At 72.6% G+C, this 19,433-nt stretch carries 19 protein-coding genes; 12 read left to right on the forward strand and 7 right to left on the reverse strand.

The genetic code is table 11. The annotated features are described in order from the left end of the window. Window positions 1-212 precede the first annotated feature (212 nt). Entirely contained in the window at window positions 213-809 is a 597-nt protein-coding gene (locus G6R20_RS00075) for a hypothetical protein (RefSeq protein ID WP_163375199.1), read from the forward strand. Between the two features lie 186 nt (window positions 810-995). Here G6R20_RS00075 and G6R20_RS00080 read toward each other — a convergent pair whose 3' ends face one another. The 4 genes from G6R20_RS00080 to G6R20_RS00095 all read right to left on the reverse strand — a co-directional run bounded on the left by G6R20_RS00080 (window position 996) and on the right by G6R20_RS00095 (window position 4,698). After that, a complete protein-coding gene (locus tag G6R20_RS00080) occupies window positions 996-1,547 on the reverse strand; it encodes a YceI family protein (protein WP_120286520.1) in 552 nt (183 codons plus the stop codon). A gap of 156 nt (window positions 1,548-1,703) precedes the next feature. Continuing rightward, window positions 1,704-2,645 carry an alpha/beta hydrolase gene (locus G6R20_RS00085; protein WP_132062312.1) on the reverse strand — a complete coding sequence of 314 codons (942 nt, stop codon included), beginning with the start codon at window positions 2,643-2,645 and terminating at the stop codon, window positions 1,704-1,706. Then, window positions 2,642-3,295: a TetR/AcrR family transcriptional regulator gene (locus G6R20_RS00090; RefSeq protein WP_163375200.1), complete on the reverse strand. Its 654-nt coding sequence runs from the start codon at window positions 3,293-3,295 to the stop codon at window positions 2,642-2,644. Before G6R20_RS00090 ends, G6R20_RS00085 begins: the two co-directional genes overlap by 4 nt. Then, window positions 3,292-4,698 (reverse strand): NAD(P)-binding protein, encoded by a 1,407-nt coding sequence (locus G6R20_RS00095; protein ID WP_163375201.1) that lies wholly within the window; start codon window positions 4,696-4,698, stop codon window positions 3,292-3,294. Before G6R20_RS00095 ends, G6R20_RS00090 begins: the two co-directional genes overlap by 4 nt. A 220-nt stretch (window positions 4,699-4,918) precedes the next feature. Between G6R20_RS00095 and G6R20_RS00100 the strand changes: the two genes are divergently transcribed. The 5 genes from G6R20_RS00100 to G6R20_RS00120 all read left to right on the forward strand — a co-directional run bounded on the left by G6R20_RS00100 (window position 4,919) and on the right by G6R20_RS00120 (window position 8,647). Beyond that, the gene (locus tag G6R20_RS00100; RefSeq protein WP_240341261.1) at window positions 4,919-5,674 is read left to right on the forward strand and encodes an SDR family oxidoreductase; all 756 of its coding nucleotides are present in this window, start codon (window positions 4,919-4,921) and stop codon (window positions 5,672-5,674) included. Next, window positions 5,671-6,567 (forward strand): SDR family NAD(P)-dependent oxidoreductase, encoded by an 897-nt coding sequence (locus tag G6R20_RS00105; protein WP_240341202.1) that lies wholly within the window; start codon window positions 5,671-5,673, stop codon window positions 6,565-6,567. Before G6R20_RS00100 ends, G6R20_RS00105 begins: the two co-directional genes overlap by 4 nt. A 25-nt stretch (window positions 6,568-6,592) precedes the next feature. Further along, window positions 6,593-7,798: an LLM class flavin-dependent oxidoreductase gene (locus G6R20_RS00110; RefSeq protein WP_163375203.1), complete on the forward strand. Its 1,206-nt coding sequence runs from the start codon at window positions 6,593-6,595 to the stop codon at window positions 7,796-7,798. Window positions 7,799-7,886: 88 nt separating this feature from the next. Further along, on the forward strand, window positions 7,887-8,222 hold the full coding sequence (locus tag G6R20_RS00115; protein WP_163375204.1) for an MTH1187 family thiamine-binding protein: 336 nt from the start codon (window positions 7,887-7,889) through the stop codon (window positions 8,220-8,222). Next, window positions 8,219-8,647 carry a hypothetical protein gene (locus G6R20_RS00120; protein ID WP_163375205.1) on the forward strand — a complete coding sequence of 143 codons (429 nt, stop codon included), beginning with the start codon at window positions 8,219-8,221 and terminating at the stop codon, window positions 8,645-8,647. The genes G6R20_RS00115 and G6R20_RS00120 overlap by 4 nt, the downstream gene beginning before the upstream one ends. Window positions 8,648-8,690: 43 nt before the next feature. Here G6R20_RS00120 and G6R20_RS00125 read toward each other — a convergent pair whose 3' ends face one another. Then, a complete protein-coding gene (locus tag G6R20_RS00125; protein WP_167492357.1) occupies window positions 8,691-9,737 on the reverse strand; it encodes an alpha/beta fold hydrolase in 1,047 nt (348 codons plus the stop codon). Window positions 9,738-9,926: 189 nt separating this feature from the next. Between G6R20_RS00125 and G6R20_RS00130 the strand changes: the two genes are divergently transcribed. The 4 genes from G6R20_RS00130 to G6R20_RS00145 are packed head-to-tail and all read left to right on the forward strand — an operon-like array spanning window position 9,927 to window position 13,166. Continuing rightward, on the forward strand, window positions 9,927-10,538 hold the full coding sequence (locus tag G6R20_RS00130; RefSeq protein ID WP_082923859.1) for a sigma-70 family RNA polymerase sigma factor: 612 nt from the start codon (window positions 9,927-9,929) through the stop codon (window positions 10,536-10,538). Continuing rightward, a complete protein-coding gene (locus G6R20_RS00135) occupies window positions 10,535-11,230 on the forward strand; it encodes a methylated-DNA--[protein]-cysteine S-methyltransferase (protein ID WP_082923858.1) in 696 nt (231 codons plus the stop codon). The genes G6R20_RS00130 and G6R20_RS00135 overlap by 4 nt, the downstream gene beginning before the upstream one ends. Further along, entirely contained in the window at window positions 11,227-11,958 is a 732-nt protein-coding gene (locus G6R20_RS00140) for a LysE family translocator (RefSeq protein WP_067715445.1), read from the forward strand. The genes G6R20_RS00135 and G6R20_RS00140 overlap by 4 nt, the downstream gene beginning before the upstream one ends. Window positions 11,959-11,984: 26 nt before the next feature. Next, entirely contained in the window at window positions 11,985-13,166 is a 1,182-nt protein-coding gene (locus G6R20_RS00145) for an MFS transporter (RefSeq protein WP_163375206.1), read from the forward strand. Window positions 13,167-13,181: 15 nt separating this feature from the next. Here G6R20_RS00145 and ppc read toward each other — a convergent pair whose 3' ends face one another. Then, complete coding sequence (gene ppc, locus G6R20_RS00150) at window positions 13,182-16,043, reverse strand: phosphoenolpyruvate carboxylase (protein ID WP_163375207.1); 2,862 nt, start codon at window positions 16,041-16,043, stop codon at window positions 13,182-13,184. A gap of 126 nt (window positions 16,044-16,169) precedes the next feature. On the opposite strand from ppc, the gene G6R20_RS00155 reads away from it, so the two are divergent. Next, complete coding sequence (locus G6R20_RS00155; protein ID WP_096906314.1) at window positions 16,170-16,619, forward strand: DUF4870 domain-containing protein; 450 nt, start codon at window positions 16,170-16,172, stop codon at window positions 16,617-16,619. A 43-nt stretch (window positions 16,620-16,662) separates the two neighbouring features. Here G6R20_RS00155 and G6R20_RS00160 read toward each other — a convergent pair whose 3' ends face one another. Beyond that, complete coding sequence (locus G6R20_RS00160) at window positions 16,663-18,390, reverse strand: AMP-binding protein (RefSeq protein ID WP_240341203.1); 1,728 nt, start codon at window positions 18,388-18,390, stop codon at window positions 16,663-16,665. A gap of 175 nt (window positions 18,391-18,565) precedes the next feature. On the opposite strand from G6R20_RS00160, the gene G6R20_RS00165 reads away from it, so the two are divergent. Further along, on the forward strand, window positions 18,566-19,420 hold the full coding sequence (locus G6R20_RS00165; protein WP_163375208.1) for a tyrosine-protein phosphatase: 855 nt from the start codon (window positions 18,566-18,568) through the stop codon (window positions 19,418-19,420). Window positions 19,421-19,433: the final 13 nt, after the last annotated feature.

Genomic DNA, 19,433 nt, shown 5'->3' on the forward strand with positions numbered 1-19,433 from the left:
TCGGGATCCGGGGGGTCTCCCCGGCGATACGGCGGTAACCGTAACGGCCACCCCCGCTGACTGGCTGTGATCCGCATCACAGCGTGGCCGGCGCGGTCGGGTGGTCTGCCCACTTACGCAGCGGGAACGGCGCTCCCGCGAATTCTTCTTCATACACCCGTCAGCCCCGGTTCGCGTTTGCCGGACCGGGCGAATTCGGGGAGTCTTAGCGCATGAGTGGAACCGCCGAGATCTATGACGCCGTCCTCGACCCGGGTAAGTTGGACCTGCTCCGGGCCTGGGTCCGCCACCAGGAGTGGTTCGACGGCGACCCGGAGGGCCTCGAGCAGGTGACCGCCTACCGGTTCGTCGATCCCGCCGGCGAGGTCGGGATGGAGTCGTTCCTCCTCACCGACGGTGCCCGCACCTTTCACGTCCCCGTGACCTATCGGGGATCCGAGCTCGACGACTCCGATGACGCGCTGGTCGGCGAGATGGAGCATTCGGTCCTCGGCCGCCGCTGGGTCTACGACGCCTCCGCTGATCCGGTCTACGTCGCCGAGGTCCGCCGGGTGATCAGCCACCGCGACGCCGCAGCCGACCATCTGCAGGTCGAGGACGGCTCGATCACGCCGTCACCGGTCAACATCCGCGGTGGGGGCGACGGGATCACCCAGGGCTCCGACGCGGTTCTGCACGTCATCCGGGTCGTGTCCGAGGAGAACGACGCGGAGGCCGACCGCCCGCTCATCGGCTCGCCGGGCACGCTCAGCGCGACCTGGCAGGACGCGGACGGTTCACACACCGCGGTCCTCGCCGTCGTCTCCTAGGGTTTCCGGCCCGCCCGGCCCCGCCCGTCCCCGGCCCCGCCCCGCCCGGCTCCGTCTGCCTGGCCCGGCCCCGTCTGGCCCCGCCCCCGAAACGGAACGCTCGCCCCGGCGATTGCCGGGGCGAGCGTGCACTGTGTGGGGCGGGCCCGGTCGGTGGCGGGCCCGCCAGCCGTGGCGGGCGAGTGGTCAGGCGCTCTTGATCGCCGAGACCTCGATCTCCAGGGTGACCTTCTCGGAGACCAGCACACCGCCGGTCTCGAGGGTGGCGTTCCAGGTGAGGCCGAAGTCGCTGCGGTTGATGACCGTGGTGCCCTCGAAGCCCGCGCGCTGGTTGCCGAACGGGTCGGTGGCGGTGCCCTCGTACTCGAACGGGATGGTCACGGACTTGGTGGTGCCCTTGATGGTGAGGTCGCCGGTCACGTCCACGCCGCCCGAGCCGTTGGCGGCGATCTTCGTGGAGGTGAACGTGATCTCCGGGTACGTCTCCATGTCGAAGAAGTCGTTGGACTTGAGGTGGCCGTCGCGATCGGCGTTGCGGGTGTCGATCGAGGAGGCGTTGATGGTGACCTGGGCGGTGGCGCCCTCGATGCCCTCGGCGGGCACGGTGACGGTGCCCGTGAAGTCGTTGAACGAGCCGCGGACCTTGGTGATCATCGCGTGGCGGGTGACGAAGCCCAGGCGGGTGTGGGTGTCGTCGAGGGTCCAGGTGCCGGTCAGGTCGGTGAGGTTGGCGGTCATGGTGACTCCTTCGGGTGGGGTTGCCCGGCCGGCGGGGCCGAGCAGTTAACTGTTGTGTCACCCAATATAGGCCGACCTCTATGACATGTCAACAACCATGGGGGAATTGCCCGTGGAACCGTGCGCCGACATCGCCGACGCACGTGTCGCCGCAGGTCAGCCCACGTGCCTCTCGAGGAAGTGCAGCGCGTGCTCGACGGCCCGGTCGTGGCACGGCCGGCCGGCGAAGAGGTCGAAGTGGTCGCCCGGGTAGTGCCGGACCTCGGCGCGCGCGGCGAAGGCGGCCGTGGCGGAGGCGTGCGGTGGGGCGCTGCGGTCGAGGTCGGCGATCTGGACCAGCACGGGGACGACGACGAGGTCTTCCGCGTGCCGGCCGGGCCGGAACGAGCCCAGCTCGGTGCCGATGGAGGCGCCCACCTCGTTGCGCCAGGTCGGCCCGGCGACGGAGGTGTAGGCCTCCTCGTACCCGTCAAGGGACAGTAGCGCGCTCGAGCCGGGCGGGCCGACGAGGGGGAGCAGCGGTTCGGGGCGTCCCGTCGCCGCCACGGCCTTGGCGGCGATCGCGGTCCCCGTCGCCCGCAGGAGCGAGGCGGGCGTGTGCTGGCGGGCCGCGGCCAGTGCGGCGGCCCGCCCGTCGACCAGGGGGATCATGGAGATGACGGCCGCGATGTCGTCGCGGCCCCGGGCCACCTCCAGGACGTGACCGCCCGCGAGGGAGCAGCCCCACAGCACGATGCGCGTCGGGTCGACGCCGGGTTGGGCGGCCGCGGCGGCGATGGCGGCCCGGTAGTCGTCCTGCTGGCGGGCGGGGGAGACGACCTGGCGGGGCTGGCCGTCGGAGCGCCCGAAGCCGCGGTAGTCGAAGACGAGCGCGGCGTACCCGGCGGCCGCGAACGCCTCCGCGAACGGCATGAGGCCGGAGTCCGCGGTACCGCCCAGCCCGTGGGCCAGCACCACGCAGGGGCTGCCCGCCTCACTGGCACGGGCGGCGTCACCGGCGCTCTCCGCCCCGCCGGCGGCGGGCAGGAACCAGCCGCGACACTCGGCGGCGTCCGGCCCCGATCCGGACCGGAAGACGATGTCGACGGGGCTGGTCATGCGGTTCTCCCTGGGTCTGCCGCGGGGTCCACCGCGGGGTCGGGTCGGCCGTACACCGAGCGGACCCACATGTCGGTGGCGACGGTGAGCAGTGGCTCGCGGGGGCCGTCGGTGTCGTAGGCCAGCTGCTCGAGCACGGTCTCGTTGATGTGGATCAGCCCCACCGCGAGTGCCTCGGGATCCACGCCGTCCGGCGCCCGACCGGCCGTGCGCTCGGTGCGCAGGAACTCGGCGATCGGGGCGGCCAGCGTCCGGCGGCCCTCGTTCCACAGCGCCCGGGTCTGTTCGTGCTTGCTGCGGGCGGTGAGCAGAGCCCGGTAGATGTGGGCGTTCTCCAACACGCGGTCGGTCAGCTTCTCGAGGGCCCCGGCCACGCGCGTGCGGAAGTCTCCCTCGCCGCCCACGATCGTCTCGACCGCCGCGCGGGCCTCGTCCTGGACCGCGGCCAGCAGGACGCCCACGGCGGCGGCCTTGGAGTCGAAGTAGAAGTAAAACGCGGACCTGGTGATCCCCGCGGACACGGTGAGGTCGGCCACCGAGATGTCGTCCAGGGCCGTGGTGCGCAGCCGGTCGTCGAGCGCGGCGAGCAGGGCCTCGCGGCGCCGGTCGCCGCGGGGGGAGGTGTTCGCCGAGGGGGCGGCCGGCGTCATGCCGTCACCCGGTCACGCAGGGCGGCGCCGCGCTCGCGGGCGCGCTCGAGGCCGTGGGGGATCTCCCGGGTGCGCAGGTCGCGTTCGTAGAGGAAGTAGTCGACCTGCTGTTGGTGGCGGGGTGTGTCGAGCATGTGGCCGATGTACTTCTTCTCGTCCTCCACGATCACCCGCTCCATCTCCGCCACCGGCGGGGTGCGGTACAGCCCGGCCGCCCACGCCGCCACCAGCCGGGCCTGCGCCTCGACGAACGGGAACAGGGTCGGGGTGGACTGGGCGAAGCCGACAAAGGCGAGGTCCTCGATGCCCGGGGTGAACATCCGCTTGTAGAGCGGGACGTGGTTGTGGGCGTCGGCGCTGAGGAAGTCCCGGTCGAAGAACGGGAACGTGGTGTTGTACCCGGTGGCCTGGATGACCACGTCGAACTCGCCGCTGGTCCCGTCCTCGAAGTGCACCGTCCGGCCGTCCAGTCGGGCGATGTCCCCCTTGGCGACGACGTCCCCGGACCCCAGCCGCAGCGGCAGTTCGACGGACTGCGTGGGGTGGGCCTCGAAGAACTTGTGGTTGGGGGTCGGCAGGCCGTACTCCTCCGGCCGGCCGGCCGACATCGGCTGCATCGCCTGGATGGCCTTGCGCTGCCACGAGTACGGGATGTACGGGAAGGTCGCGAAGTACTTGTCGGCCGGCTTGCCGGCGATGTACTTGGGCACGATCCACGCACCCGACCGGGTCGACAGCGTCACCTCGTTGCGCATGACCTTGGACGACAGTTCCACCACGATGTCCGCGGCGCTGTTGCCGAGGCCCACCACGAGGATCTTCTTGTCCATGAGGTGCAGCGGATCCCACGGGTCGACGTAGGCGTGGGAGTGGATCATCTCCCCGGTGAACTCGCCGGGGAAATCGGCGAAGCGCGGGTCCCAGTGGTGTCCGTTGCCCACCACGAGCCCGTCGAAGCGGAGCGTCTCGGTCTCGCCGGACCCGCCCGTGCCGCCGGCCCCGGCCTGTGCGGCCGACCCGGTGCGCGACGTGGTCAGTTCCCACCCGCCGTCCGGCAGGCGCTCGGCATGCTCGACCCGCGTCTCGAACTCGATCGCCGGCAGCAGGCCGAACGCCTCGGCGTAGTCGTCCAGGTACTGCTTGATCTGGCTGTGGTGGGGGAAGTCCGGGAACTCCTCCGGCATCGGGAAGTCCCGGAAGCTCAGCTGGTGCTTGGAGGTGTCGATGTGCAGCGAGCGGTAGGCACTCGAGCTGCCGTTGGGGTTGTCGAACGCCCAGTTCCCGCCGATCCGGTCCGACGCCTCGAAGCACACCGCGTCAATCCCGTAGTCGCGGAGCATCTTCAGCGTCGTCAGGCCGCTGATGCCCGCGCCGATCACGGCGATTGTGCAGGTCGATGTCATGCGAACCCCTTCGGCGGATCCCTCGGCGAGGCAGACTCGCCGACAAGAAAGCTATGGCGCGGATCACACTATGGCCCGTGTTGACGGTCGTCAACAGCTTCCTCCGGCCCGGCGGACCACCCCGCCGAGGCCGGCCGTCAACCCTACTGGAGGCCCCGTGGACCCGGATCGCACACACGTCCCCACCCCTGACCGCGACAGTTCCTCGGACGGTTCCGATGTGGCCGCGCGCGGCCGGTCCGCCGTCGTCGTGGGCGGGGCGTCGGGGATCGGGTGGGCCACCGCCCGTGCTCTCGCCGCCGGGGGGTGGCAGGTCGCGATCGGGGACCTCGACGCCGAGTCGGCCGCCGCCCGCGCCGCCGAGCTCGGCCCGGCGCACCGGGCGTGCGCCGTCGACGTGACCGACGAGGCGTCGGTCGAGGCGCTGTTCGCGGGGACCGCCCCGGACCTGGTGGTCACGACCGCCGGCGTGAGCACGCTGGGCCTGGTGACGGACCACGACACCGCCGAGTTCCGCCGGGTCGTCGACGTGTGTCTGACCGGCGCGTTCCTGGTGTTCAAGCACGGCGGCCGAGCGGTCCGGGACGGCGGGTCCATGGTCGCGATCGCCTCGCTCAACGCGCGGCAGCCCGGCCGGGGGATGGCGGCCTACTGTGCCGCCAAGGCGGGCCTGGTGATGCTCGCCCAGGTCGCGGCCCTCGAGCTGGGCGAGCGCGGGGTGCGGGTCAACACCGTCTCGCCGGGCTTCCTCGTCACCCCGCTCACCGAGCCCGTCCTGCAGATCCCCGGCCTGGCCGAGGAGTACGCCGAGAACTCCGCGATCGCCCACCGGGGGACCGCGGAGGACGTCGCCCGCGCCGTGCTCCACCTCGCCGAGGCGGACTGGATGGCGGGGGAGGACCTGGCGATCGACGGTGGCGCCCAGCTGCGCCGCTACCCGGATGTGCTCGGACTGGCGACCAGGGCGTTCTCGTGACCTCGCCCAGGTCGGTGAGCGCCCTGCGCGGCCCGCGGCTGGCCGGGGCGTCGGCCGTCGTCACCGGCGGCGGGTCCGGGATCGGCGCGGCCCTCTGCCGTGCCCTCGTGGCGGCCGGCGCGCACGTGGTGGTGGCGGACATCGACCTCGCCGCCGCGCGTCGGGTCGCCGAGGAGGTGACGACGACGAGGTCCGGCCCCGGCGCCGGGTCGGCAGGGGCGGGGAGTGCCGAACCGGCGCACCTCGACGTCACCGATGCCGCAGCGGTGGCCGCCCTCGTCGAAGGGGTGGTCTCCACTCGGGGCGGGCTGGACCTGATGTTCGCCAACGCCGGCATCACCTGGGGTGGCGACACCGACAAGCTGACCCTGGAGCAGTGGAACGCGATCATCGACGTCAATGTCCGTGGGGTGGTCCACTGCGTGCACGCCGCGTACCCGCACATGATCGACCGTGGGGCCGGGGCGATCGTGCTCACCGCGTCGATGGGCGGGTTGTGCCCGGCGGGGCTCATCACCAGCTACGCGATGACCAAGCACGCGGTCGTCGGGCTCGGGCTGTCGCTGCGTGCCGAGGCCGCCGGTCACGGGGTGGGCGTGACCGTGGTGTGCCCGGCGGCGGTCGACACCGCGATCCTCGACAAGGGCGAACTCGACGGCTTCGACGGTCGGCATTTCTACCTCGACGGCCAGGGGGTGCGTCGGCCGCTGGACCCCGACCGGCTGGCGGCGAGCGTGCTCGACGGCGTCGCCCGCAACCGTGCTCTCGTGATCGAGCCCGCCCGCGCCCGGGCCACGTGGCGACTGCAGCGACTTGCGCCCGGGGTGATGGACCGGATGATCGCCCGGTACGTCCGCGCGTCCCGCGTCCGGGCGGCACACCCCGCCATGTAGATGACGGATCAACTATGCTGACCGCATGAACTCGTCAGCCTCCGCACACGACCCCGCGACGCCCACCTCGTCGTCGTCGCCCTCCACCCACGACGCCACCCACGGTGACCCCTCCACCCAGGATGTCGCCTTCGGTCTCGACACCTTCGGCGACGTCACCGTCGACCGCGGCGGTCGGCCCGTCCACCACGCGCAGGTCCTGCGCGACGTCGTGGAGCAGGCCGTCCTGGCCGACCAGGTGGGGGTCGACGCGTTCGGCATCGGCGAGCACCACCGCCCCGACTTCGCCGTCTCCGCCCCGGACGTCCTGCTGGCCGGCATCGCCACCCGCACCGAGCGCATCACGCTGGGCTCGGCGGTCACGGTCCTCTCGAGTGATGACCCCATCCGCGTCTTCCAGCGCTTCGCCACCATCGACGCCCTGTCGAACGGGCGGGCCGAGGTCGTGCTGGGCCGTGGGTCGTTCACCGAGTCGTTCCCGCTGTTCGGCCTCGATCTCGCCCGGTACGAGCAGCTGTTCAGCGAGAAGCTCGACCTGTTCGCCGCGCTGCTGCCCGAGGGGCCGGTGACGTGGTCCGGTGAGCTGCGTCCGCCGCTGGTCGACCAGCACGTCTACCCCAAGACCGAGCACGGGCTGAACGCGTGGATCGCCGTCGGTGGCAGCCCGGAATCCGTGGTCCGCGCGGCCCGCTACCGGATGCCGCTCATGCTCGCGATCATCGGCGGCCCCGCCGGCCGGTTCGCCCCCTTCGCCGACCTCTACCGCGAGGCCAATGCCCAGCTCGCGGGCGCCGGGTCGGCCGGTGGGGGAACGGCCGGTGGGGGAGCGGCCGCGCCGCGCCTGCCGATCGCCGTGCACTCGCCCGGGTTCGTCGCCGAGACCGACGCCCGGGCCGCCGAGCTGTCCGCGCGCCACTGGCTGGTCAACCGCAACCAGATCGGCCGCGAGCGCGGCTGGGGCGACGCGACCGAGGCCGACTTCCACCGCGAGGTCCGATCGGGCGCCATGTACGTCGGGTCCCCCGAGACGGTCGCGCAGAAGATCGCCACCACCGTCCGCATGCTGGGCCTGGACCGCTTCGACCTCAAGTACGCCAGCGGCCCGACCCCGCACGACGACCTCATGACCTCCATCGACCTCTACGGCAGCAAGGTCATCCCGCGCGTGCGGGAGTTGCTCGCCGAGGCCGGGTACACCGCGGGTGTGCCGCAGACGGTCTCGAGGGTGTGACGGTGGCGTGTGACGTGGGTCTGTGACCCAGGTATCGCCGGGGCCCGCCGATCTGCACGACGGGGCCCGGCGGGATTACGGTGATGCCATGCTGTTCGCGTTCTCCGTCGCCCCCACGTCCACCGCGGACGACTCGGCATCCATGAGTCGCGCGGTCGCGGAAGCCGTCCGCGTGGTCCGCGACTCCGGCCTGCCGTACGAGACCACCTCGATGTTCACCACCATCGAGGGCGAGTGGGACGAGGTCATGCCCGTCATCCGCGCCGCCACGGACGCCGTGCTGGCCGTGGCGCCGCGCGTGAGCCTGGTGCTCAAGGCGGACCTGCGGCCCGGCCGGTCGGGGGAGCTGCGCGGCAAGGTGGAACGGGTCGAGCGCCACCTCGCGGGTGGCCGGGAGTCCGACGACGAGGAGGGTCGCGCGTGACCTCTCCCCACCCGTCGAACTGGATCGCGGACCGGGCGGAGTCGGCCATCGACCACGTGGCGCGGTCACGCAGCCGGACCGCGGTGGCGTACGTCGCGGCCACCGTGCTCGGCGGGCTCGGTGCGCTCGTGGTGGTAGTTGTGCAGGTGCTCTCCGGCCGGGCCGCGATGTTGGACGTGCTGTTGTGGCTCGCGATGGCGGTCATGCTGTTCGGCGCTGCGGCGCACCGCTGGTGGCTCGGCGGGCGCAACGAGGAACGCTCCCGCCGGATCGCGGCGTCGATCCGCCCCGAGCAGATCGCCGCGGCGATGCGCGGTTCCTCCGGGGAGATCGACGCGGTGCGCCGCCTGCGGGTCGCCCACCCCGGCCTCGGGCTGCGTGACGCCTACGAGCTCTACCAGCACCACTCCCGCGAGCTGCGCTGACGCCCCCAGGGCGACCGCCGGCCCCGCCGCCGGGCCCGTCCGCTCAGCACCCCCCGGCGCCGCCGAGTGCCCCGGCGACGATCGCGTGCGTGCGCGCGTCGACGGCCATCCCTCCGTGCGAGTTCGGTCGGCCCCCGCACGCGTCCTCGGGAACGACCCACCGCACGCCCGGACCGGGGACGAAGCTGCGCTCGGGAGGGAGCAGGTGGTCGCCGCGCGTGGCGATGAGCGTGTAGCCGACGCCGGGCAGGAACGGGGTGCGGTCGAGCCCGTACCAGGCGGCGATCAGCGGGCTGCCCGGGGACAGTTCGGCCAGTCCCCGCAGGTTCGCGGCCCACAGGCCCAGAGCCGCGACCTCGCGCGGCAGCTGGTTCGGGATGAGGCCGCTGTTGTCGGCGCCCCAGTACCCGCCCACGGAGACCACGCGGTTCACCGCGCCCGGCCGCAGCACCTTGGTGGTGTACCCGGCGATCGCGGCGCCCTGCGAGTAACCGACCAGGTCCACCTGCTCGGCCCCGGTCACCGCGCGTACGTGGTCGATCACCCCGGCCAGTTGCGGTCCCGATGTGGCGACGATCGAGTCGAGCCCGCCGCGCGCCGGGTTGCCCGCGTAGGCGCCGAGGGTCGGGGCGATCACGCAGAAGCCCTGACGGCGTAGCGGATCGCCGAGGCGCGGCATCGTGTCGGCCCCGTTGTCGAAGGTCCCGTGGACGAGGATCACCGGCCGCGGATGCGCCACGGTGGGTCGGCAGGTCACGGGCGCGGCCGCGGCGGCGGGCGGACCGGGATCGCCGATCGGCCCGTTGATCCCGTTCAGGGCCTCGGTGACGTACGGCCCCAGCTCGCCGGTGGGGTCGAGGTCGCGCAGGTAGTCGCCGAGCGGGCCGAGCTGGACCTGCGCCCGGGCCGCCGGCGTGACCCGGTCCGCGACCCGGTCCGGCACCGGGCCCACCCCGGTGGCGACGGGGATCGACAGCGCGAGGGCGGCGAGCGCACCGGCCAGTCCGGTGCGGCGCGCTCGGCTTCTGCGGCTCGTGCGGTGCGCCGGGCGACGGCCGGCCGGGCGTGAGGGTGTGCGGGAACCGAGCATTTCAGACCCCCCGGGGCGTGACGGTCAGACCAGTATGCGTCCCGGACTCAGCGAGGGGAACCGCAGCGCCTCACGAAACCGGCGCGCCTCACGAAACCGGCGCGCCGCGCGACTACCCGGTGACCATCGCATGCCCCGTCTGCGGGGCGCCCGCACCCGGCAGCGACCACGAGGGCAGGATCGACACACATGAGGGCAGCGTTCGACGCCGCGGTGGACCGCCACGGTCCCACCGTGCTGCGGGTGTGCCGCGCGGTGCTCGGCCCGGGCCCCGACGCCGACGACGCCTGGTCCGAGACGTTCCTCTCCGCACTCCGCGCCTGGCCCAGGCTGCCCGACGACACCGACGTCGAGGCCTGGCTCGTCCGGGTCGCGCACCGCCGGGCGGTGGACGTGGTGCGGCGTTCGGTCCGGGAGGCCGCACCGAGCGGGGCCGCCGACGACGTCGCCGTTCTCGACGCCCGCACACCACGTCCCGGGGGCGCGCGGGGAGCGACGGGGGTCGACGACGACGAGGTCGGCGATCCGCGGGTCTGGGATGCGGTCGCCGCCCTGCCCACCCGGCAGCGCATCTGTGTGGCCTACCGGTATCTGGGCGGGCTCCGCTATGCCGAGATCGCCGGACTCGCCGGCGGCACCGAGGCGGCGGCCCGGCGCGCGGCCGCGGACGGGATCGCCCGCCTGCGCACCACACTTGGACCGCACGGTCACCTCGACCAGCACAGTCCCCTCGAACCGCACAGTCACCTCGAACCGCGCCGTGCTCTCGAACCGCACCGTCCCACGGAGGAGATGTCATGACCGACCCGATCCACGATCCGGCGGCGCACGACCCGGCGGCGCCCGAACCGGCGGCGCCCGATCCGGCAGCGGACGACCCTGCGATCTCCGAGGCCGGCGCGGCGTCGATCCTGCGGTCCGCCCCCGCCGACACGACCCGACTGCGGGATCGCCTGGCCCGCGACGCCGAGCGCGAGGGCCTGGTCGACGTGGCCTACCGCAGCGTCGACACCCCGATCGGTGGGCTGCTGTTGGCCGCGTCCCCGGCCGGGTTGGTGTACGTAGCGTTCGAGGTGGAGGATTCCGGGGTGGTCCTTGAGATGTTGGCCGACCGGGTCGGACCCCGGATCCTCGGCGCGCCTTCGGGGTCGCCGGTGCTCGACGCGGCCGCGGCCCAGATCGACCAGTACCTCGACGGCCGCCGCCGCGAGTTCGACCTGCCCCTCGACACCCGCCTCGCCCGCGGGTTCCGTGGTGAGGTCCAACAGCATCTGGCCCGGGTCGGGTACGGGCGGACCGCGACCTACCGCGAGATCGCCGTCGAACTCGACCGGCCCGGCGCCGTCCGCGCGGTGGGGTCGGCCTGCGCGACCAATCCGCTGCCGCTGGTGTGGCCGTGTCACCGGATCCTGCGCTCGGACGGCGGACTGGGCGGCTACCGGGGCGGGCTCGCGGCCAAGCAGCGGCTCCTCGAGATGGAATCGGCGGCGTGACCGCGGCGCAGCTCCTCGGCCTGTTCGGTGTCTGGGCGATCGCGGTGGTCTCGCCGGGGCCCGACGTCGTCGTCGTCCTCCAACGTGCCCTCGCCGGACGGCGTCAGGGTCTCGCGACCGCGCTGGGGATCGTCACCGGCCTGACGGTGTGGCTCGCGGCCGCGTTCGCCGGAGTCGCCACCCTCGTGCGCGTGTACCCGCAGGTCATGACCGGTCTCCAGGTCGCCGGCGGACTCCTGTTGGCGACCCTCGGCGTGCTCGGTCTGCGCGGCTGGTGGCGCTCGCGCGGTGCGACCCCACCCCCGGCCACCGCCGCACCCGCCACCACCGCCGCACCCGCCACCGCCCCGCCCTCGGATCCGCTACTCGCAATCGGGATCCGCTACCCGGATTCGGATAGCGGATCCCGATTTCGAGTAGCGGATCTGGTGCCGCGGGCGGATTTCACCCGCGGTCTGGTCACCAACCTCGCGAACCCCAAGGCCCTGGTGTTCTTCGGCGCGGTGCTCACCCCGTTCCTGCGCGAGGAGGTCTCGCCGGCGTGGTCGGTGGCCCTGGTCGCCGGGATGATCGCGGTCGCGCTCGCCTGGTTCGGCGGGCTCGCGCTGGTGGCCTCGCACCGGGTGGTCAACGAGCGGGTCGGACGGCTGTTGCCGTGGGTCGACGTCGTGGCCAGCACATTGTTCGTGGTGGTGGGGGTGGCGTTCGTGGTCACCGCGCTCGCGTAGGACGCGCGCGGGCTAGGTTCTGCTCCATGGATTCTCAGGTCGACCGTCGCAGCTGGGTGCGCGTGGCCCTCGCGGTGTTCGCGGTGGGCTGGGGCGCCAACCAGTTCGCCCCGCTGCTGCATCTGTACCGCGCCGAGCTGGGGCTGTCGCAGTCCAGCGTCACCGCGATCTTCAGCGTCTACATCGTCGGCCTCCTGCCCACCCTGCTGGTGGCCGGCCGGTGGTCCGACCGCAACGGCCGCCGTGTGCTCATGCGGCCCGTCCTGGTCCTGTCGCTGCTGGCGACGCTGTTCATGCTGCTGGGGCCGCAGGATTCGCTGTGGCTGTACCTGGGTCGGTTCCTCGCCGGGCTGGCGTCCGGGGCAGCGTTCGGGGCCGGCAGTGCCTGGGTGCGTGAGCTCTCCGCCGGTGGGCCACCCGGCACCGGTGCGCGGCGCGCGGCCATCGCGCTGACCGGCGGGTTCGGACTCAGCGGCCTGGCGGCGGGCATGGTCGGGGAGTTCGCCCCCGCCCCGCTCTTCTCGGCGTACATTCCGCATCTGATCCTTGGGACGATCGCGCTGGTCGCGGCGTGGGGCGCCGCGGACCCGTACGAGCCGCACGACGGGCCGGAGGCCGCCCCGCTCATCCCCGCCACGGCCGGCACCCGTCGGTTCCTCCTCGGGGTCGCGCCGTGGGCCCCGCTGGTGTTCGGCTGCGCCAGCATGTCGTTCGCGGTGCTCGCCGACCTGCTGGGCGGGGACGCCTTCGGCCGGCCCACCCTGTACGCCGGCGTCATGGTGGGGGTCACCCTGGGCGCCGGGGTGCTGGTCCAACCCGCCGTCCGCAGGATCGCGGCCGCGTCACCACCGTCCCGGCCGCCGGTCATGGGACTCGCCGCCGCCTCGCTCGGGATGGCCGCCGGAGCGCTGCTGGCCGCCTCGCCCGCACTCCCCGGCCGCGCCCTGTGGCTGCTGCCCGTCGCGGTCCTGCTCGGCGTGGGATACGCCACGCTTCTGGTGGCGGGGCTGGTCGAGGTCGAGCTGCAGTCCGGACCGCGGGACCACGCCGGGCTCGTGGCCGTGTTCTACGTCCTGGCCTACCTCGGGATGGCCACGCCGTACGTGCTCGCCGAGCTCTCGCGCGCCGGCGGTCCGGTCCCGTGGATCGCCGGGCTGGCGGTGGTGTGCGCGCTGCTCATCCCGCTCACCCAGCGACAGCTACGCTAGCCGGCACGTCGAGGATCACCCCGAGTTGCGCAGGGCCGTGGCCAGGCCGTTCATGGTCAGCTGGATGCCGGTCCGCACCGCCGGGTCGGAGTCCCCGGCGCGATAGCGGCGCAGCAACTCGACCTGCAGCACGTTGAGCGGTTCGAGGTAGGGGAAGCGGTTGCGCACCGAGCGGGCCAGCGCCGGGTTGTCGTCCAACAGCGTCTCCTGCCGCGTGATCTCCAGCAGCATCTCGCGGGTCAGCTCAAACTCGTCGGTGAGCACCCCGTGGATCCGCCGACCCACCTCGGCGTCCGGGACGAGTTCGGCGTAGCGACCGGCCAGCCCCATGTCCGCCTTGGCCATCACCTGCGCCATGTTGGACAGGGTCGTGCGCAGGAACGGCCAGTCGTCGTTCAGCCGCCGGAGCGTGGCCAGTCTCTCCCCGGCCGCCGCCTCGCCCTCGGCGTCGACCCACTGCCGCAGTGCGGTGCCCACGCCGAACCAGCCGGGCAGCATCACCCGCGACTGCGACCACGACAGCACCCACGGGATCGCCCGCAGATCCTCGACGCTCGACGTCTGCTTGCGGGAGGACGGCCTGGACCCGATGTTGAGTTCCCCGATCTCGGCGACCGGGGTGGAGGTGGTGAAGTACTCGATGAACCCCGGGTCGTCGTGCACCAGGGACGCGTACGCCGCCCGCCCGAGCCGCGCGAGCTCGGCCATCACCCCGTACGCCTCCCCGGCCCGGTCGCCCAGACCCTCGACGTCGAGCAGCGAGGCCTCGAGCGTCGCCGCCACGAGCGCCTCGAGGTTGCGGCGCGCCCGCCGCGGCTCGGAGTACTTGGCCGAGATGACCTCGCCCTGCTCGGTGATCCGCAGCGCGCCCTGCACCGCGCCCGGTGGCTGCGCGAGGATCGCCTCGTAGGAGTTGCCGCCGCCCCGTCCGACGGCCCCGCCGCGCCCGTGGAAGTAGCGCAGGTGCACGCCCGCCCGCGTCGCGGCCTCGGCGAGGTCGCGTTCGGCCTGGTAGAGGGCCCAGTTGGCGGCCAGGTACCCGCCGTCCTTGTTGGAGTCCGAGTAGCCGAGCATCACCTCCAGCACGTCGCCCTGCGCCCGGATGAGCGCCCGGAACTGCGGGATCGCGAGCGCCGTGTCGAGGATGTCCGGCCCCGCCGCCAGGTCGTCGATCGTCTCCAGCAGCGGGATGAGCCGAACGCTCGAGCGCGGCTCGGCGGGGTCGCCCGAGAACAATCCGACCTCGCGCAGCAGCACCGCCGGCTCGAGCAGGTCGGAGACCGTCCCGCACATGGACACGATGTAGTGCGGCACTACCTCCGGGCCGAGCAGGTCCACGGCCGCGGCGGCCGCCCGCATCACCCCGAGTTCCTTGGCCGCCAGCTCTGACAGCTCCGCGCGCGGCCCGAGCAGCGGCCGGTCGTGTGAGAGTTCGCGCAGCAGCAGCTCCACACGGGCGTCCTCGTCCAGCGCCGAGTAGTCCTCGCTCACCCCGGCCAGGGCGAACAGCTCGGTGAGCACCTCCTCGTGCGACTCCGAGTTCTGCCGCATGTCGAGTGCCTGCAGGTGGAACCCGAACGTCCGTACCGCCCACCGCAGGTCCCGCAGACGCGGCGACCGAGCCAGCTCGCCACCGCAGGCCCCGAGCGCGGCGTCGATGACATCCAGATCGGTCAGCATCTCCGCCGGGGAGGTGTAGGCCTCGTCGTCGTCGTGACCGATCGCGTCCGGCGACGATCCGGGTGACGACGACGAGGACCTCACCCGCGCGGCGAGCCGACGGCGAACCACCCGCACGGCGCGGCGGAACGGCACGTCCTCGCGCGCGGCGGCGAGCTCCCCGTCCGTCTCCACCAGCGAGTCCGCGAGGTCGCTGAGCCCGATGGGCACGTCCACGACCCGCCGCGAGAGGGGCAGTTCCCGCTCGAGCAGGCGCAACTCCTCCGTGTAGTGGCGGTGCAGCAGTTCGGCGGCCTGCTCGGTGGCGAAGCGCACGACGTCCCCGGTGACGTACGGGTTGCCGTCGCGGTCCCCGCCGATCCACGAGCCGGGGCGCACGACGGGGCGGTCGCCGGAGCCGAGACGGTCGGCGATCTCGGCGTTGAGCGGCGGGATCACGTCGATGAGCGTGGCCTCGTGGTACTGCAGGCCGCCCAGGACCTCGTCCTCGATCCGGGGGCGCTGGCTGCGGATGATCGCCGTCTGCCACAGGGTGAGCACCTGGCGGCGGATGTCCTGCTCCACCTGCTCGAGCTCGGCGTCGGCGACGCGGTCCCGGTTACCCGCCCCGTCCGACCCCGTGCGCAGGGCGTCGCGGCGGCGCATGAGGTCCAGCACCCGTCGGGTGATCTCGAAGACCGAGCGCCGGCGGGTCTCGGTGGGGTGCGCGGTGAGCACGGGCGCCACCCGGGCCGTCGCGCGCACCGTCTCCAGCCTCGCGGGCTCGGGTTCGTTCTCGGCCAGTCGCGCCCAGGTGGCCTCGAGGTCCCCGTCCGGCGGCGGTTCACCGGCGGCGGTGTGAATGCGGCGTCGGCGCTCCTGGTGGAGGTCCTCGGCGACGTTGGCCAGCAGCGCGAACAGGGAGAACGCCCGGATGACGGGGATCATCTCGGTGGCGGGCACATCGGTGAACAGGGCCGCCACCTCGTCGCGGTCGGCCTCCGAGCGGCGGACGGCGAACGCGGTGCGCCGGGCGGTCTCCACCAGGTCGAAGACCGTCCCGCCCGCCTGGTCGCGCACCGTGTCGCCGAGCACGGCTCCGAGGAAACGCACGTCGTCGCGCAGGGGCCGCACGGCGTCGTCGAGCCGCTCGGAATCGTCCGGCTCGGGCACGTCCGAGGCGGTGGCGGGCGCGTCGGATCTGGTGGGATCGGCCATGGCTGCCACAGTAGGCGCGCCGTATGACATCCGCGTGAATCCCGCCGCCGAACCCCCGCCCCGCCGTCGATAGATCCCCGGGACATCCCCGATGCGCGGATCCATTCCGGCGAGGACACTGGAGGCATGACCCAGCAGCCCGGCTACCACCAGTACGGCGACCACCAGTTCGGACAGGGCGGGTACGGCGACCCCCGGTACGGGAACCAGCCCCCGGCCGTCGGCCCGGACGACCGCACCCCCGCGGCACTGGCGCACGCGTCAAGCCTCATCGCGATGGCGCTCTCGGCCGGGTGGCTCTCGTTCGTCGGCCCGCTCGTGATGTGGCTGATCTACAAGGACCGCAGCCCGTTCGTCCGCCAGGCCGCCGCCGGGTCGTTCAACTTCAACCTCGGCCTGTGGATCATGAGCATCGTGGGCTGGATCTTCATCCTCACGGTGATCGGACTGCCCATCGGCCTCATCCTGCTCGCGGTGTCCTTCCTCGCGCAGATCATCGGCCACGTCATCGGCACCGTTCGTGCGACCCAGGGGCGGACGATCAACTACCCGTTCCAGCTGCGCGTCCTGCGCTGAGCGCGCTCCCCGGCCAGCGGCCGAGCCCTCACGCCACCCGCCGTCACACCCCCACGGGCCGGCGCCCGTGGAGCTCGTACTCGGCGAGCAAGGCCTCGCGGTCGGCGTCGGTGAGCGGCCGGTAGACGTCGTCGTCGCCCGCCGCGCCGCCACGCAGGTAGACCTCGCCGGGTTCGATCCAGGACTCCCGTCGCAGGCGGGGCTTGGAGATCTTCCGCGTGGCGGTGACCGGCATCTCGGTCATGACGCGCACGAACCGCGGCGCCCACTTGGTGCCCATGTCGGGCTGGGTGCGGCAGAACTCGGAGAACGCGTCGGCGTCGAACTCCACGCCGGGCTCGAGCTGGATGGCGGCCATGACCTGGTCGCCGGTGCGCGGGTCCGGGACCGGGTAGACGGCCACGACGAGCACGCCGGGAAACCGGTCGAGGATGCGCTCGACGGGCCCGGCGGAGAAGTTCTCGCTGTCCACGCGGATCCTGTCACCGGAGCGGCCGGCGAAGTAGAAGTACCCGTCCGCGTCGCGGTAGCCCAGGTCACCGGTGTGGAAGACCTCGCCGACGTTGCGTTCGGCGGTGGCCTCGGGGTTGCGGTAGTAGCCCTCGAACAGCTTCGCGCCGGTGACGTTGCAGATCTCGCCGATCGCCTCGCCGGCGTTGACCAGGCCGCCGTTGGCATCGAACTCGGCCCTGGCGCATTCGTTCTCATCCGCGTCGAGGATCGCGACGTCCATGTAGGCGCCGGCCACGCCGAGCGCGCCGGGCGGGGTGTCCTCGGTGTGGCTGATCACCACGCCGCCCTCGCTGCTGCCGTACGACTCGAGCGGGGTCACACCGAAGCGGCGCTCGAACTCGGTCCGGTCGTGGACGGAGGCCTCGGTGCCGAAGACGACCCGCAGGCGCGTCTGCTTCTCCTCGGGCACCTCGGGCTGGGCGAGGATGTACGACAGTGACCGGCCGACGTAGTTGAAGTAGCTGGCGTTGTACCGCAGCACGTCGGGCAGGAACCCCGAGGCGGAGAACTTGCGGCGCATCGCGAAGGTGCAGCCGACGTACGCGGACGGGGCGAACGCGGCGAAGAGGGCGTTGCCGTGGAACAGCGGCATCGCGCTGTAGGCCACGTCGTCGCGGACAAGGCCCCGGTAGTTGATGGTGCCCATCATCGCCATGCGGCCGGTCGAGCACATGACGGCCTTGGGGGCGCCGGTCGAGCCGGAGGTGAACAGCAGTGCCAGCAGGGTGTGGGGGTCGCGCGCCTCGTCGGGGTGGAGCCTGGGCTCGGCGCCGGCGTGATCGGCGAGCAGGCCGCGCCACTTGTCGGAGTCGATGTCGAACTGCGCGGCGACGCCGGTGTCGAGGCCCTCGAGCAGGGCGGTGCCGTCGGCGTCGGTGACGATCACGTCGCAGTCCACGCCCCGGATGTCGGAGGCGAGTTCGGCGCCGCGCCGGGTGGGGTTGATGCCGACGATGGTCACGCCCGCGAGCGCCGCCCCGCACAGGGTGAACAGGTACTCGGGCACGTTCTCCAGGAGGATGCCCACGTGGAGGTGCTTGTAGGGGTCGGGTCGGTCCGCGTACGAGCCGGAGTGCTCCTCCGCCCAGCCGCGCAGGATCTCCGCGCGGACGGCGGCCTCGGCCACGAACTCGCGCCAGGTCCACGCGGCGTCCTCGAACAGCAGTCCCGGGTGGTCGTCGGTGGAACGCTCGATGAGGATGTCGCCGAACGTGGCGTGCTGCATGTCGTGCCCGGGATTGAAGTCTGCTGTGGTCATGAGATCGGACACTAGGCGACCGGGCCCCGTCGCACAGGCGAAACGGCCAGCAACATTGACAGGTGTCAGCCTCGGTGGTCACCGGCCCACTCGGTGGGCGTGTCCGGCCGGCATCGGGTAGGAACGAGGCGACGGCGCGCCACGTGGGCGCGCGGGGATCGAACAGGGGCGTGGGATGGTCGGCGAACACGGCGGGAACGTCGACGTGGACGAGGGTGTCGTCCGGGGATCCGACGACGACGAGGTCGGCCTCGACCGGGACGGATTCGTCGTCAGCGATGTCCGACTCACCAGCGTCCACAATTTCCGGGACGTGGCCGGCCCGGGCTACGCACTCCGTCCGTCCGGGTCGATGGCCCGCGGTCTCGTCTACCGGTCCACGACCCTCGCGGTGGGCGACGACGACCTCGCGGTGCTCGAGAAACTCGGCGTCTCGACCGTCGTCGACCTGCGCACCGGCGCCGAGATCGACAAGCAGCCCGACGTCGTCCCCGCCGGGGCCGAGTACCTGCCGATCGACGTGCTGGGCGGGCACACCTCGGCGGCGACCCTCAGTGCGTCCGGCCTGGCCGGGGCCGAGGAGGCGCGGCGCGAGATGGCCGCGACATACGAGCGGTTCGTGGTGGGTGATCACGAGCGGCGGGCGTTCGGTCGGGCCGTCCACGCCCTGGCCGTGTCGTCCGGCCCGGCGATCGTGCACTGCACGGCGGGCAAGGACCGCACCGGGTGGGTCTCGGCGCTGGTGCAGTTGGTCGCCGGTGTCCGGGAGGAGGATGTGATCGCGGATTACCTGCTCACGCGGGAGATGTCCGCGGACTTCGTCTCCTCCATCCGTACCTACGTGCAGGCGGAGATGCCCGACAAGCTCGAGGCGATAGAGGTGCTCATCGGCGTCGAGGAGGCCAACCTCCGCCGCTCCCTGGATGCGTTGGCCCGCGAGTTCGGTGACGCGCGGCGATACCTCGTGGAGGGCGCGGGGGTGGAGGAGGCGGCTGTCGACGAGTTGTCCGCGCGGTTCAGGCGGGGCTGACCAGGATAGGGAT

Origin of the sequence: Dietzia sp. Alg238-R159 (assembly GCF_900537145.1) — a bacterium.
Classification (GTDB): Bacteria; Actinomycetota; Actinomycetes; order Mycobacteriales; family Mycobacteriaceae; genus Dietzia; species Dietzia kunjamensis.